Annotated in this window: 12 protein-coding genes; 3 read left to right on the forward strand and 9 right to left on the reverse strand. The window is 71.5% G+C overall.

Going from position 1 to position 14,102, the window contains the following annotated elements; genetic code table 11:
- Positions 1–27 precede the first annotated feature (27 nt).
- On the forward strand, positions 28–597 hold the full coding sequence (locus ACZ4UX_RS07860) for a Uma2 family endonuclease (protein ID WP_465706036.1): 570 nt from the start codon (positions 28–30) through the stop codon (positions 595–597).
- Positions 598–683: 86 nt separating this feature from the next.
- Here ACZ4UX_RS07860 and ACZ4UX_RS07865 read toward each other — a convergent pair whose 3' ends face one another.
- From ACZ4UX_RS07865 to ACZ4UX_RS07875, 3 genes are all read right to left on the reverse strand, one after another.
- The gene (locus ACZ4UX_RS07865) at positions 684–2,141 is read right to left on the reverse strand and encodes an aldehyde dehydrogenase family protein (protein ID WP_329487198.1); all 1,458 of its coding nucleotides are present in this window, start codon (positions 2,139–2,141) and stop codon (positions 684–686) included.
- Positions 2,142–2,232: 91 nt separating this feature from the next.
- A complete protein-coding gene (locus ACZ4UX_RS07870) occupies positions 2,233–3,099 on the reverse strand; it encodes a helix-turn-helix domain-containing protein (protein WP_465706037.1) in 867 nt (288 codons plus the stop codon).
- Positions 3,100–3,178: 79 nt separating this feature from the next.
- Entirely contained in the window at positions 3,179–3,451 is a 273-nt protein-coding gene (locus ACZ4UX_RS07875; protein WP_465706038.1) for a hypothetical protein, read from the reverse strand.
- On the opposite strand from ACZ4UX_RS07875, the gene ACZ4UX_RS07880 reads away from it, so the two are divergent.
- Both ACZ4UX_RS07880 and ACZ4UX_RS07885 read left to right on the forward strand, forming a co-directional pair.
- Positions 3,438–3,566: a hypothetical protein gene (locus ACZ4UX_RS07880; RefSeq protein ID WP_465706299.1), complete on the forward strand. Its 129-nt coding sequence runs from the start codon at positions 3,438–3,440 to the stop codon at positions 3,564–3,566. The genes ACZ4UX_RS07875 and ACZ4UX_RS07880 overlap by 14 nt on opposite strands.
- Positions 3,567–3,658: 92 nt before the next feature.
- Positions 3,659–3,841, forward strand: coding sequence for a hypothetical protein (locus ACZ4UX_RS07885; protein WP_465600285.1), 183 nt, complete (start codon positions 3,659–3,661; stop codon positions 3,839–3,841).
- 196 nt (positions 3,842–4,037) lie between these two features.
- Here ACZ4UX_RS07885 and ACZ4UX_RS07890 read toward each other — a convergent pair whose 3' ends face one another.
- The 6 genes from ACZ4UX_RS07890 to ACZ4UX_RS07915 form a co-directional block, all read right to left on the reverse strand.
- Positions 4,038–5,498 (reverse strand): glutamate synthase subunit beta, encoded by a 1,461-nt coding sequence (locus tag ACZ4UX_RS07890; RefSeq protein WP_329487202.1) that lies wholly within the window; start codon positions 5,496–5,498, stop codon positions 4,038–4,040.
- A complete protein-coding gene (gene gltB / locus ACZ4UX_RS07895; RefSeq protein ID WP_465706300.1) occupies positions 5,491–10,092 on the reverse strand; it encodes a glutamate synthase large subunit in 4,602 nt (1,533 codons plus the stop codon). The genes ACZ4UX_RS07890 and gltB overlap by 8 nt, the downstream gene beginning before the upstream one ends.
- 516 nt (positions 10,093–10,608) lie before the next feature.
- Positions 10,609–11,340, reverse strand: a complete 732-nt coding sequence (locus ACZ4UX_RS07900; RefSeq protein ID WP_329487203.1) for a VIT1/CCC1 transporter family protein — start codon at positions 11,338–11,340, stop codon at positions 10,609–10,611.
- Between the two features lie 153 nt (positions 11,341–11,493).
- Complete coding sequence (gene lgt / locus ACZ4UX_RS07905) at positions 11,494–12,474, reverse strand: prolipoprotein diacylglyceryl transferase (RefSeq protein WP_465706039.1); 981 nt, start codon at positions 12,472–12,474, stop codon at positions 11,494–11,496.
- A gap of 162 nt (positions 12,475–12,636) precedes the next feature.
- Positions 12,637–13,500, reverse strand: a complete 864-nt coding sequence (locus ACZ4UX_RS07910; protein WP_465706040.1) for a DsbA family protein — start codon at positions 13,498–13,500, stop codon at positions 12,637–12,639.
- Positions 13,501–13,574: 74 nt separating this feature from the next.
- On the reverse strand, positions 13,575–14,087 hold the full coding sequence (locus ACZ4UX_RS07915; protein ID WP_329487206.1) for a MauE/DoxX family redox-associated membrane protein: 513 nt from the start codon (positions 14,085–14,087) through the stop codon (positions 13,575–13,577).
- Positions 14,088–14,102: the final 15 nt, after the last annotated feature.

Below are 14,102 nucleotides of genomic sequence, written 5' to 3' on the forward strand. Positions count from 1 at the left end.
GGGCCGTCGCGGTGGGAGGATGGCGGCATGACCGAGTTCCGTGTCCCCGAACGACATGCCCAGCTCCTGGCGTACGCGCAGGGCCTGACTCCGCCGTCGGGGTGGAAGATCGAGATCTCCGGCGACGAGATCATCATGATGGCGGGCCCGTCGGTGATCCACCAACGCAACCTGCTGATCGTCCGGGAGCAGTTCGACGCGCACCGGCCGTCCGACCTGATGCCCAGCGAGAACACCGACCTCGCCTCGCCGAACGTCGGCAAGCTGCGCAATCCAGACCTCACCTACATCCCGGTCTCGGTGGTCGAGCTCGGCGGCCACGACGTCCCGGCCGAGCTGGCGGCGATCGCGGTCGAGATCGTCCCGCCCTCGAATCCGGAGAACGACCTGGTCGGCAAGGTCCGCGACTACCCGCTGATGCGGATCCCGCTGTACCTGGTGATCGACCCGCGCGACGGCACGCTCACCCTCCACTCCGAACCCGGCAACGGCGTCTACCGCCGCCGGTGGAGCGGCGGGTTCGGCGACCGGGTGCCCGTCCCGGAGCCGTTCGCCTTCGAGCTCACCACCACCGAGCTGATCCGCTACCCCCGCTGAGGCCGGGCGCCCGCGCCGGTGGCGGGGCCCCCGCCACCGGTGGTCCGGGTGGCGGGGGCCCTGCCGTGCCCGGCGGGCCCGAGGGGTCAGAACGGGAAGCGGCTGCGCCCGTGCTGGATGGAGATCCACTTCACCGTGGTGAAGGCGTCCACCGTGGACTCGCCGTTGAGGCGGCCCACCCCGGAGTTCTTCTCGCCGCCGAACGGCACCACGGCCTCGTCGGCGATGGTCCCGTCGTTGACGTGGATCATGCCGGTCTCGATCCGCTGCGCCACCCGCACGCCGCGCTCCACGTCCGCCGTGTGCACGGCGCCGCTGAGCCCGAAGGGGGTGTCGTTGGCGATCCGGACCGCCTCGTCCTCACCGTCGAACGGCACCACCAGGACGACCGGGCCGAAGAGTTCGCGCTGCAGGATCGGCGCGCCGGCCGGCAGGCCGCCGAGCACGACCGGGTCCATCAGGCTGCCGTTGGTCTCGCCGCGCAGCAGGGCGGTGGCCCCGCCGGCGATCGCCTGGTCGACCTGGGCGGTGATGGCGTCGGCCTGCACCGGGTTGATCAGCGGGCCGATCTGGGTGGCCGGGTCCTTCGGGTCGCCGACCCGCAGCGTGGCGACCTTGCGGACGAACCGCTCGGTGAACTCCGCCTCGACGCTGCGGTCGACCAGCACCCGGTTGGCCGCCATGCAGACCTGGCCCTGGTGGGCGAAGCGGCTGAACACCGCGGCGTCGACCGCGTAGTCCAGGTCGGCGTCGTCGAGCACGATCAGCGCGCTGTTGCCGCCGAGCTCCAGCACCGTGCGCTTGAAGTGCGAGGCGGCGACGGTGGCGACGTGCCGGCCGACCTTGTCCGAGCCGGTGAAGGAGATCACCTTGGGGACGGGGTGCTCGATGAACGCGTCCCCGATCTCGGCGATGTCGGTGATGACGACGTTCAGCAGACCGGCCGGCAGGCCCGCCTCCTCGAAGATCCTGGCGATCAGCGTGCCGCCGACCACCGGGGTCTCCTGGTGCGGCTTGAGCACCACGCCGTTGCCGAGCGCGAGGGCCGGCGCGACCGCCTTCAGCGACAGGAACAGCGGGAAGTTGAACGGGCTGATCACACCGACCACGCCGACCGGGAGGCGGTACAGGCGGTTCTCCTTGCCCTCCACGGGCGAGGGCAGCAGCCGGCCCTCGGCACGCAGCGACAGCTGCATCGACTCGCGCAGCATGTCCTTGGTGAGGGAGAGTTCGAACCCGGCCTTGAGGGCGGTGCCGCCCAGCTCGGCCATGATCGCCTCGGTGATCTCCGCCTCGCGCTCCTCGACGATGCGCAGCGCGCGCTCGAAGACCAGCCGGCGCGCGTAGGGGTTGGTGGCGGCCCACTCCTTCTGCGCCCGCTCGGCCGCGCGGTACGCCCGGTCGACCTCCTCGACGGTGGCGACGGTGATGGTGGCGAGCTTGTCGCCGGTGTAGGGGTCGACGTCGACGATGTCCCAGGAGCCGCTGCCGGTCCGCCACTCGCCGTCGATGTACTGCAGCGCCAACTCGGAAAGGTACGACATCTGATCCCTCTCGTGCTGATTCGGGAAAGCTGCGGGAAAGCCCGCAGGCTCTCCTCGATCAGATCTGATCAGGGCTCATCGTACTGACGCCTCACAGTTCTTGGCGTACGGAGCGAAGAAGTTCCCGGGTCAGCTCGGGGGTGAGACTGTCGGCCACCAGACGGTCCGCCGCGCCGGAGTACTCGGCCACCTCGGCGGGCTTGTCCAGGTAGAGCGCGGTGGTGAACTGCTCCAGGTAGACGACGTCCGCGAGCTCCGGTTCGGCGAAGCTCAATACCGAGAAGGCGCCGCCCTCGGCGCGCAGCCCGCCGAAGCGCAGCGGCATCACCTGGAGCACGACGTTGGGCAGTTCGGTCAGCTCCAGCAACCGGTCGATCTGCGCCCGCATCAGCTCGGGCCCGCCCCAGGGGCGGCGCAGTGCGGCCTCGTCCAGGACGGCGAGCAGCCGCGGCGCCCGGTCGGCGGTGAGCACCCGCTGGCGTTTCAGCCGGACCTCGACCCGCCGCTCGACCTCGTCGGCCTCGGTGACGTGGCCGCCGTGGGTGATCACCGCCCGCGCGTAGTCGGCGGTCTGCAGCAGCCCGTGGACGAACTGCACCTCGTAGCTGCGGATCTCGGTGGCGGCCTCCTCCAGGCCGAGGTAGGTCTGGAACCAGCCCGGCAGCACGTCGCCGTAAGCGTGCCACCAGGACGTCGCGTTGGCGTCGCGGACCAGCCCGAGCACCGAGGCCCGCTCCTGCTCGGCCTCGACCCCGTACAGCGTGAGCAGGTCGGCGACGTCGCGCTCCTTGAAGCCGACCCGGCCGAGTTCCATCCGGCTGATCTTCGACTCGGAGGCGCGGATCGAGTACCCGGCCTCCTCCCGGCTGACGCCTCTGGCCTCCCGCAGCCTTCGCAGTTGGGACCCCAGTAGCAGGCGCCGTACCGTGGCACCTCCGCCTGCCTGAGTCATGCTCATCGCGTCACCCTCCGCACGTCGCGCAGCCCCCCGGCCGTCGGCCGCAGTCTGCCATCTGACACGGACAAACAACAGTCCGTCAGCGATCGCGTTCCAGGCGTAGCAGCCCGGGTACCGCGGCCAGGCTCAGGACCAGCAGGAACAGCCACGGCCAGGCGGCGCCGCGCCCCAGCAGCAGGGTGAGCACGGCGGGAGCGACGGCCTGGCCGATGTTCCAGGGCAGTTGGTGGACCGCCAGGTAGCGGCCGCGCAGCCCGGGGTCGGCGAGCGAGACGCTGAGCTCCTCCCGGAAGCTCGACGCACCCGCCTCGACCACCGAACTCGCCGCCCGGACCGGCCTGTCGGCCGCCAACGTGTCGCACCACCTCACGGCCCTGCGCGGAGCGGGCCTGGCCGCCCGCCACCGCGCCGGCCACACCGTCCTCTCCCTGCGCACCGAGGCCGCGGAACTGCTGCTGCGCGGCTGAGCCCCGAGAACCGCCGCCGCGCGGCTGAGGCGCGAAGACCGCTGCGCGGCCGGGGCCCGGAACCGCCGCGGCCTCCGGCCCGTCCAAGCGCCATGCGCCGACGCCGCCCGAGCCCCGCCGCCCTGCTGCTCACCGTGCTGGCCCTCACGGCCCTGGTGTTCGCCGTCCTGACGGTCACCGCCGGGGGGAACGACCGGGGGCTGCCGCCCCGGCCCGGCGATCCGGGCCTCCCCCGCCCCACCGTCACGATCGCCCCGGCGACGCCCCGGGTCTGAACCGCCACCGCGGCGGGCGCACGAAAGCGGCACCTGCCCCCAACTTGGTCGGGGAGAGGGCAGGCGCCGTGGGACCGCGTTTGGCCCGGCGACACTGGCGGGAGGAGCGGCTCGTACTCCCGGCGATGCGGTGCCGGGCGCTCTGGGGGTGGACGGGTCCACCGGCGGGAGTGGCCGCCGGCGGTCCGGCCGGGGGTCAGACCACCAGCGGGCGGTCCGTCGGGCGGATCGGGGCGGGCAGCGGGGTCTTGCCGCCCAGGTACTTGTCCACCGCGGCGGCGGCCGAACGGCCCTCCGCGATGGCCCAGACGATCAGCGACTGGCCACGACCGGCGTCCCCGCAGACGTAGACGCCATCGACATTGGTGGCGAACTTCCCGTCCCGGGCCACATTACCCCGTGCGTCCAGGTCGACGCCAAGCTGCTCGACCAGGCCGTTCTTCACGTCCGTGCCGGTGAAGCCCATGGCCAGGGTGACCAGCTGGGCCGGGATCGCCCGCTCGGTGCCGGGGACCGGCTCGAAGCGGCCGTCCCGGAACTCGACCTCGACCAGGTGCAGCTCCTGGACGTTGCCGTCCTCGTCTCCCGTGAAGTGGGTGGTGTTGACGGCGTAGACCCGCTCGCCGCCCTCCTCGTGGGCCGAGGTGACCTTGTAGGTCATCGGCATGGTCGGCCAGGGCTGGTGGCCGGGGCGCTCGTCGCTGGGGCGCGGCATGATCTCCAGCTGGGTGACCGAGGCCGCCCCCTGGCGCAGCGCGGTGCCGAGGCAGTCCGCGCCGGTGTCGCCGCCGCCGATGACGATGACGTGCTTGCCCTTGGCGCTGATCGGCGAGTCGACGAAGTCGCCCTCCTGCACCTTGTTGGCCAGCGGCAGGTACTCCATCGCCTGGTGGATGCCCTTGAGCTCGCGCCCGGGCACCGGCAGGTCGCGGGCGGTCGTCGCACCGGCGGCCACGACCACCGCGTCGAAGCGCTCGCGCAGCTGCTGGCCGGTGATGTCCTCGCCCACGTGGACGCCGGTGCGGAACCGGGTGCCCTCCGCCCGCATCTGCTCGATGCGGCGGTTGATGTGGCGCTTCTCCATCTTGAACTCGGGGATGCCGTAGCGCAGCAGGCCGCCGACGCGGTCGGCGCGCTCGTACACCACCACGGTGTGCCCGGCCCGGGTGAGCTGCTGGGCGACGGCCAGGCCGGCCGGGCCGGAGCCCACCACGGCGACCGTCTTGCCGGAGAGCCGCTCGGGGATCTGCGGCGTGACGCCGCCCCGGTCCCAGGCCTTGTCGATGATGGTGACCTCGACGTTCTTGATGGTCACCGCGTCCTGGTTGATGCCCAGCACGCACGCGGACTCGCAGGGAGCCGGGCAGAGCCGCCCGGTGAACTCCGGGAAGTTGTTGGTCGCGTGCAGCCGCTCGATCGCGCCGACGAAGTCGTCCCGGTAGGCCAGGTCGTTCCACTCGGGGATGAGGTTCCCGAGCGGGCAGCCGTTGTGGCAGAACGGGATGCCGCAGTCCATGCAGCGGCCGGCCTGCTTGCTGATGATCGGCAGGAGGCTGCGTTCGACGTAGACCTCGTTCCAGTCCCGCAGACGGACGTCCACGGGCCGGCGCTCGGCCAGCTGCTTGCCGGTGGTCAGGAAGCCCTTGGGGTCAGCCACGTGCCGCCTCCATCATCTTGCGAGTGGTCTCGGACTCGGAGAGTCCATCGCGCTCAGCGGCGTCCTTGGCGGCGAGCACAGCCTTGTAGTCGGTCGGCATGATCGTGGAGAAGCGGGAGACCCCGCTGCCCCAGTCGGCCAGGAGCTCGGCGGCGACGGTGGAGCCGGTCTCCTCGTAGTGCTGCTGCACGGTCTCGCGCAGCCATTCGCGGTCGGCGGCGCTGGGGGCCTCGATGCCCACCATGCCGTCGTTGACGTTGGCGGGCCGCAGGTCCAGCACGTAGGCGACGCCGCCGGACATGCCCGCCGCCAGGTTGCGCCCGGTCTCGCCGAGGATGACGACCCGGCCGCCGGTCATGTACTCCAGACCGTGGTCGCCGACGCCCTCGACCACCAGGGTGGCACCGGAGTTGCGGACGGCGAAGCGCTCGCCGGCCTTGCCGCGCAGGTGCACGCGGCCGCTGGTGGCGCCGTAGCCGATGGTGTTGCCGGCGATCACGTGGCTCTGCGCGTCGGCGCCGATCGCGGCCGCCTCGCGGGCCGGGCGGACGATCACCACGCCGCCGGAGAGTCCCTTGCCGACGTAGTCGTTGGCGTCGCCCTCCAGGCGCAGTGTGATGCCCTTCGGCAGGAAGGCGCCGAACGACTGCCCGGCCGAGCCGGTGAAGGTGACGTCGATGGTCCCCTCCGGCAGGCCCTCGCCGCGGTACCGCTTGGTCACCTCGTGGCCGAGCATGGTGCCGACCGTGCGGTTGACGTTGCGGATCGGCAGCTGGATGCGGACGGCGTCGCCGCGCTCCAGGGCGTCCTGGGCGAGGTCGATCAGCTGGTTGTCCAGCGCCTTGTCGAGCGCGTGGTCCTGCGTGGTGGTGCGGTGCAGGGCCGCGCCCTCGGGCAGCTCGGGGACGTGGAACAGCGGCGCCAGGTCGAGCCCGGCGGCCTTCCAGTGCTCGATCGCGGCCTGGGCGTTGATGTGCTCGGCGTGGCCGACCGCTTCCTCGATCGTGCGGAAGCCCAGCTCGGCGAGGATCTCGCGGACCTCCTCGGCGATGAACTCGAAGAAGTTGACGACGAACTCGGGCTTGCCGGAGAAGCGCTCGCGCAGCACCGGGTTCTGGGTGGCGACGCCGACCGGGCAGGTGTCCAGGTGGCAGACGCGCATCATGATGCAGCCGGAGACGACCAGCGGGGCGGTGGCGAAGCCGAACTCCTCGGCGCCCAGCAGCGCGGCGATGACGACGTCGCGGCCGGTCTTCAGCTGGCCGTCGGTCTGCACCACGATGCGGTCGCGCAGGCCGTTGAGCAGCAGGGTCTGCTGGGTCTCGGCGAGGCCGAGCTCCCAGGGACCGCCCGCGTGCTTGAGCGAGGTGAGCGGCGAGGCGCCGGTGCCGCCGTCGTGGCCGGAGACCAGCACGACGTCCGCGTGCGCCTTGGAGACGCCGGCCGCGACCGTGCCGACGCCGACCTCGGAGACCAGCTTCACGTGGATGCGGGCCGCCGGGTTGGCGTTCTTCAGGTCGTGGATCAGCTGGGCGAGGTCCTCGATGGAGTAGATGTCGTGGTGCGGCGGCGGGGAGATCAGGCCGACACCCGGGGTGGAGTGCCGGGTCTTGGCGACCCACGGGTAGACCTTGTGGCCGGGCAGCTGGCCGCCCTCGCCGGGCTTGGCGCCCTGGGCCATCTTGATCTGGATGTCGTCCGCGTTGACCAGGTACTCGGAGGTGACGCCGAACCGGCCGGAGGCGACCTGCTTGATCGCCGAGCGGCGCTCCGGGTCGTAGAGGCGGTCCGGGTCCTCGCCGCCCTCACCGGTGTTGGACTTGCCGCCGAGCCGGTTCATCGCGATGGCCAGCGTCTCGTGCGCCTCCAGCGAGATGGAGCCGTAGGACATGGCGCCGGTGGAGAAGCGCTTGACGATCTCGGAGACCGGCTCGACCTCGTCGACGGAGATCGGGGTGCGGCCGAGGGTGTCGAGGCGGAACAGGCCGCGCAGCGTCATCAGGCGCTCGGACTGCTCGTTCACCCGGTCGGTGTACTGCTTGAAGATGTCGTACCGGCGGTTGCGGGTGGAGTGCTGCAGCCGGAAGACGGTGTCCGGGTCGAACAGGTGCGGCTCGCCCTCGCGGCGCCACTGGTACTCGCCGCCGATCTCCAGCGCGCGGTGCGCGGCGGGGATGCCGGAGGCGGGGTACGCCTTGGCGTGGCGGGCGGCCACCTCCTTGGCGATCTCGTCGAGGCCGATGCCGCCGAGCTTGGTGGTGGTGCCCGCGAAGTAGGCGCCGACCAGCTCCTGGGAGAGGCCGATCGCCTCGAAGACCTGCGCGCCGCGGTAGGAGGCGACGGTGGAGATGCCCATCTTGGACATGACCTTGAGCACGCCCTTGCCGAGCGCCTTGATCAGGTTCTTGATGGCCCGCTCGGGCTCGACGCCCTCGATGAAGACTCCCTGGGCGACGAGGTCCTCGACGGACTCCATGGCCAGGTACGGGTTGACCGCGCCGGCGCCGTAGCCGATCAGCAGCGCGACGTGGTGCACCTCGCGGACGTCGCCGGCCTCGACCAGCAGCGACACCTGGGTGCGCTGCTTGGTGCGGATCAGGTGGTGGTGGATCGCGGAGGTGAGCAGCAGCGAGGGGATCGGCGCGTGCTCGGCGTCCGAGTGCCGGTCCGAGAGCACCACGATCCGGGCGCCGTCGGCGATCGCGGCGTCGGCCTCGGCGGCGATCTCGGCCAGCCGCGCGGCCAGGCCCTCGCCGCCGGTGGCGACCTTGTACAGGCCGGAGAGCGTGACGGCCTTGAGGCCGGGCTGGTCCCCGTCGTGGTTGATGTGGACGAGCTTGGCCAGCTCGTCGTTGTCGATCACCGGGAAGGTGATGCCGACCGAGCGGCAGGAGGCGGCCTCGGCGGTCAGCAGGTTGCCCTCGGGGCCCAGGTTGCTCAGCAGCGAGGTGACGAGCTCCTCGCGGATGGCGTCCAGCGGCGGGTTGGTGACCTGCGCGAAGAGCTGCACGAAGTAGTCGAACAGCAGCCGCGGCTTCTCGGAGAGCGCCGCGATCGGGCTGTCGGTGCCCATCGAGCCGAGCGCCTCGCCACCGGTGCGGGCCATCGGCGCGAGGATGACCCGCAGCTCCTCCTCGGTGTACCCGAAGGTCTGCTGGCGGCGGGTCACCGACGCGTGGGTGTGCGCGATGTGCTCGCGCTCGGGCAGCTTGGCGAGCTGGATCTGGCCGCCGTCGACCCACTCCGCGTAGGGGTGCTCGGACGCCAGCGCGGACTTGATCTCCTCGTCCTCGACGATGCGGTGCTCCGCGGTGTCGATGAGGAACATCTTGCCGGGCTGCAGCCGGCCCTTGCGGGCGATCTTCTCCTGCTCGATGTCGAGCACGCCGACCTCGGAGGAGAGGACGACCAGGCCGTCCTCGGTGATCCAGTAACGGGCCGGGCGCAGGCCGTTGCGGTCCAGCACGGCGCCGATCTGGGTGCCGTCGGTGAAGGTGACGCAGGCCGGGCCGTCCCAGGGCTCCATCAGGTTGGAGTGGTACTGGTAGAACGCGCGGCGGGCCGGCTCCATGGTGGCGTGGTTCTCCCACGCCTCCGGGATCATCATCAGCACCGAGTGCGGCAGCGAGCGTCCGCCGAGGTGGAGCAGCTCCAGGACCTCGTCGAAGGAGGCCGAGTCGGAGTGGTCCGGGGTGCAGATCGGGAAGATCCGGTCGAGCCCCTGCCCGTTCCTGTTGGCCGGGATGAGGTCGGTGGCGAGCTGGGACTCGCGGGCGGTCATCCAGTTCCGGTTGCCCTTGACCGTGTTGATCTCGCCGTTGTGCGCGACGAAGCGGTACGGGTGGGCGAGCGGCCAGCTCGGGAAGGTGTTGGTGGAGAAGCGCGAGTGCACCAGGCCGAGCGCGGAGGCGTAGAGCCGGTCCGACAGGTCGGGGAAGAAGGGCTCCAGCTGGCCGGTGGTCAGCATGCCCTTGTAGACGATGGTGCGCGCGGAGAGCGACGGGAAGTACACGCCGGCCTCGCGCTCGGAGCGCTTGCGGACGACGAAGGCGAGCCGGTCGAGGGTGATGCCCTCGCTGCCGTCCTTGGCCAGGAACACCTGGCGGAAGCGCGGCATCACCGAGCGGGCGGTGGCGCCCAGCAGGTCGGGGGTGACCGGGACGTCGCGCCAGCCGAGGACGGTGAGGTCCTCCTCCGCGGCGATGGCCTCGATCTGCGCGACGGCGGCGGCGGCGGCCGCGTCCTCGTCGGGCAGGAAGGCGATGCCGACCGCGTAGGAGCCGGCGGCGGGCAGCTCGAAGGAGACCTTGGCGCGCAGGAAGGCGTCGGGGACCTGGGTCAGGATGCCCGCGCCGTCACCGGAGTCCGGCTCGGCGCCGGTGGCACCCCGGTGCTCCAGGTTGCGCAGGACGGTGAGCGCCTGCTCGACGATCTTGTGGTCGGCGATGCCGGTCAGCGTGGCGACGAAGCCGACGCCACAGGCGTCGTGCTCGTTCCTCGGGTCGTACAGGCCCTGAGCAGCAGGTCGCGCATCCGGAACGAGCGCGTACGGCGGGCGGGCGGCGCCGGCCTGGGGCTCGTTGGCGGAGTGCATGGATGCAGACAGCATCGGCTCTCCCGTCGTCGTCTTGAGCAATGAGCTTCGTGCAATAGGGACGACGTTGGCCCTCTGCGATTTCGTGCAGGTTACATGATGCCGGAGATCCCGAGAAGTGGAACATCTCGTCCATATGGCGGACATGACCCCAGGTCAGGGGCTATTACCGGCGAGTAGTGCGAGCGGGAGGAGTCGGTTTGCCGACTGCGCGCTCCCTCCAGTGTGCCCGTGCCGCGGAGGACCGAAACGGGACCGAAATCCCCCGTCGACAAGATCGCCACGAGCGCGCCTGCGATTCGATCCTCCGGGGCCGATCGGACCGAAGGAATCCTCGGACCGGCGGCTCTTCGGCCGATACTAGGACGACCGCGCATCCGGGCCCATGTGCGGAACGTCACGCGCTTCACAGCATATCCATGCAGCCTGCTGTAGCAATCGACGATTCCCCCGCCCCGGCCGCCACAGCGCCCCGGCGGGCCCGGTCAGCGGCCCCGGCGGCCCGGCGGGCCCCGGTCAGCCGACCTGCCCGCCGATGAGCATGCCCAGCAGATACGTCACCGCGGCCGCCGCCCCGCCCAGCACCAGCTGCCGCAGCCCGCTGAACCACCAGGTCCGCGCCGTCACCCGGGCGACCACCGCACCGCAGAGGAAGAGGCCGCCCGTCGCGAGCAGCACCGCGGGCAGCAGCGAGGTCGCGCCCAGCAGGTACGGCAGCAGCGGCAGCAGCGCGCCGACCGCGAAGCAGACGAACGAGGACCCGGCCGCGACCCACGGCGATGGCAGGTCGTTGGGGTCCACCCCCAGCTCCTCCCGGGCGTGGACCTCCAGGGTCCGCTCCGGATCGGCGGAGAGCTGCCGGGCCACCTCGCGCGCCAGCTCCGGATCGACCCCGCGCGAGGCGTAGAGCTCGGCCAGCTCGGCCAGCTCGCCCTGCGGGTTGCGGCGCAGCTCCAGCCGCTCGGCCTCGATCTCCGCCTGCACCAGCTCGCGCTGCGAGGCCACCGAGGTGTACTCCCCCGCCGCCATCGAGCAGGCACCGGCCGCCAGACCGGCGAGGCCGGTGATCACCACCGTGCCGCTGGAGGCCGCGCCCCCGACGACGCCGGTCATCAGCGCGAAGTTGGAGACCAGCCCGTCCATCGCACCGAACACCGCCGGCCGCAGCCAGCCGCCGTTCACATCGCGGTGGTGCCCTGCGGCGGGCACGCGGGGGTGTTGCCCGGCCTCGGGTTCAAGGGTGGTCACGCTCACGGTCCCGGGTCTCCGTCCGATCGTCCGACGACCCGAACGTAGTCCTTCCGGCCTGGGCACTTCCAGCAAAGTAAGGCTGTCCGAACACACCTCCGGCCGCCCTCCGCGGAAGTCGGGAGAACGGCCGGTGGCAGGGGAAAGAGCTGGTCAGGTGAGGTTCTTGGCGTCCTTGTCGGCACTCCCGGCGACGGACCGGGCCGAGTCGCCGTCCACCTTTTTGTCCGAGGGGCAAGACGCCGCCGGGCTGTCACCCGAGGAACCCGGAGCTTCCACGGGCTCGGCGGCGTCGGACGGGCCGGTCGCGGTCGGGTCGATGGTCGCCGGGTCCTCCCGGCCGGGGTGCTTCTTGCCGACGATCACGAGGGAGACGACGGCGGAGATGAAGACCGCGATCGCCACCCAGTCGTTGAGCCGCAGCCCGAAGAAGGTGTGCGCCTCGTCGATCCGCAGCCACTCGGTCCAGAACCGGCCGACCGTGTACGCGGCCACGTACAGCGCGAAGGCCCGGCCGTGGCCGAGGGTGAACCGGCGGTCCGCCCAGATCACCAGCGCCGCGACGCCCACGCACCAGAGCGACTCGTAGAGGAAGGTCGGGTGGTAGATCCCGGTGACCACCTCGCCGTTGGGCAGCGTCTTGTCGATCTCCAGGCCCCACGGCAGCGTGGTCTCCCGGCCGTACAGCTCCTGGTTGAACCAGTTGCCCCAGCGGCCGAGCGCCTGGGCCAGCGCGATGCCCGGCGCGATGGCGTCGGCGTAGGCGGGCAGCGGCACGCCCCGGCGGCGGGCACCGATCCAGGCACCGACCGCGCCGAACGCGATCGCACCCCAGATCCCGAGGCCGCCCTCCCAGATCTTGAAGGCGTTCCAGGGGTTCTTCCCCTCGCCGAAGTAGAGCTGGTTGTCGGTGATCACGTGGTAGAGCCGGCCGCCGACCAGGCCGAACGGCACGGCCCAGACGGCGATGTCGCCGACCGTGTGCTTGCCGCCACCACGGGCGACCCAGCGCTTGCTGCCGAGCCAGACGGCGACGACGACACCGAGGATGATGCAGAAGGCGTAGGCGCGCAGCGGGATCGGTCCGATGTAGAGGACACCCCGCGACGGGCTGGGAATGTAGGCGATATCCATGGCAGCTCCGACGCTACAGGGTCGGCGGCCCGCCCCGGTCACCCCGCGGGTCACAGATCCCGAACAACAGGGTGCCGGACGCCGGACGCCGGGCCGGACGCCGGACGCACCGCCGCCCGCTCCGGACGGGGAGGGGCGGCGGGCGACCGGCCGGGGCCGGCCTCAGCCGGCGTTCGGCGACGGGTTGTTGCTCTCCGGCGCGGTGCCGGTCGGCGCCGGGGACTGCCCGTGCGAACCCGGCGTGCCCAGCTTCTTGCCCTGGTTGGCGGCGTCCACCCACGTGACCAGGTTCTGCGGGGTGATCTCCTCATTGCCGTTCTTCGGGTAGATCGGCTGGCCGTTGAGCAGCACCGTCGGGGTCGACTTGTAGCTGGACTTGTCGAAGTCCTGCTGCACCGCGGAGACCCAGCCCCCGTAGGTGTTGTCGTTGACGCAGGCCTCGAAGGCCGGCGTGGCCAGGCCGTCGACCTGCTTGGCGAGGTTGATCAGGGTGGCCTTGTCGCCGAAGGCGTCGTTGGTCTCGTCCGGCTGGTTGCGGTAGAGCACGTCGTGGTAGTCGCGGAAGTGCCCGGCCTGCTGGGCGCAGCCCAGCGCGTTGGCCCCGTACTTGGAGCCCTTGCCGGGCACCGCCCGGTCGATGAACGAGACGATGTGGTAGTTGGTGTAGATCTTGCCCGCGTCTTCCAACTGGTCGATGGTGGAGGCGAATTCACGCTCGAAGGTGCCGCAGGCGGGGCAGCGCGGGTCCTCGTAGACGGTGAGCACGGCCGGGGCGTCGGCGGCGCCCACCGGGACGACGAGGTTCTTGTCCCCGATGGTGCCGGCCGGCGCGGCGGTCGGGGTCTCCGGCTTGGAGCGCTGGTTCTGCACCACGACGCCGGTCACCACGGCGGCGGCGATCACCGCCAGCACCACACCGCCGATCACCAGCTTCTTCTTGCGCCGGCCGCGGGCCTCGTCGGCCGCCCGGTCCGCCAGCATCCGCTCGCGGGCGGTGCGCTTGCCTTCTCGGTTCTTCTCGCTCATCGCCTTGACATCCACTGTTCGCCTTGACATCCACTAGCGGGGAAAGGGGTGTGGGGATGGGTGCCCGCGGCCGCTCAGGCCGCCAGCCAGCCGTCCACCGAGAACTTGGTGCGGGGGCGCCAGATCAGCCAGCCGGCCAGGAGCAGGAACCCGGTGTCGCGCAGGATCTCCTGGAGGTACTCGGTCTGCGAGGCGTCCACCGCCCCGCCGCCGCCGAAGCAGCCGCAGTCGATCGAGATGCCGCGCGCCCAGGCCGAGGCGATCCCGGCGATGAAGGCGAGCAGCAGCAGCGCCGACACGCCCGCGACCAGCCGGACACCGAGCCCGATCACCAGCAGCAGCGCGAGCGCCAGCTCCAGGAAGGGCAGGGCGTAGCCGACCGGCTTGACCAGCGACTCGGGCAGGATCTCGTACGCGCGGACCGCCTGGGCCGCCTCGGCCGGATCGGCGATCTTGGCCAGTCCGGCCCAGCCCCAGACCACGGCGAGGCCGAGCCGGGCGGCGGTGCCGATCCACTCCGTCCAGGCCGGCCACGGACGCCGGGCCGCCGGCTCGGTCTGGCTGAGGTGCGCTGCCGGGCCGGCCATCGGGAAACCCCCCTC

The organism is Kitasatospora sp. NPDC028961 (genome assembly GCF_055564815.1).

What these genes read in the sequence shown, in the direction of transcription:
- ACZ4UX_RS07910 (WP_465706040.1), bottom strand. Translation starts at nt 13,500, where the DNA reads ATGAGCGAGAAGAACCGAGAAGGCAAGCGCACCGCCCGCGAGCGGATG.
- ACZ4UX_RS07885 (WP_465600285.1), top strand. Translation starts at nt 3,659, where the DNA reads ATGCGCCGACGCCGCCCGAGCCCCGCCGCCCTGCTGCTCACCGTGCTG.
- gltB (WP_465706300.1), bottom strand. Translation starts at nt 10,092, where the DNA reads ATGCACTCCGCCAACGAGCCCCAGGCCGGCGCCGCCCGCCCGCCGTAC.
- ACZ4UX_RS07915 (WP_329487206.1), bottom strand. Translation starts at nt 14,087, where the DNA reads ATGGCCGGCCCGGCAGCGCACCTCAGCCAGACCGAGCCGGCGGCCCGG.
- ACZ4UX_RS07870 (WP_465706037.1), bottom strand. Translation starts at nt 3,099, where the DNA reads ATGAGCATGACTCAGGCAGGCGGAGGTGCCACGGTACGGCGCCTGCTA.
- ACZ4UX_RS07865 (WP_329487198.1), bottom strand. Translation starts at nt 2,141, where the DNA reads ATGTCGTACCTTTCCGAGTTGGCGCTGCAGTACATCGACGGCGAGTGG.
- lgt (WP_465706039.1), bottom strand. Translation starts at nt 12,474, where the DNA reads ATGGATATCGCCTACATTCCCAGCCCGTCGCGGGGTGTCCTCTACATC.
- ACZ4UX_RS07860 (WP_465706036.1), top strand. Translation starts at nt 28, where the DNA reads ATGACCGAGTTCCGTGTCCCCGAACGACATGCCCAGCTCCTGGCGTAC.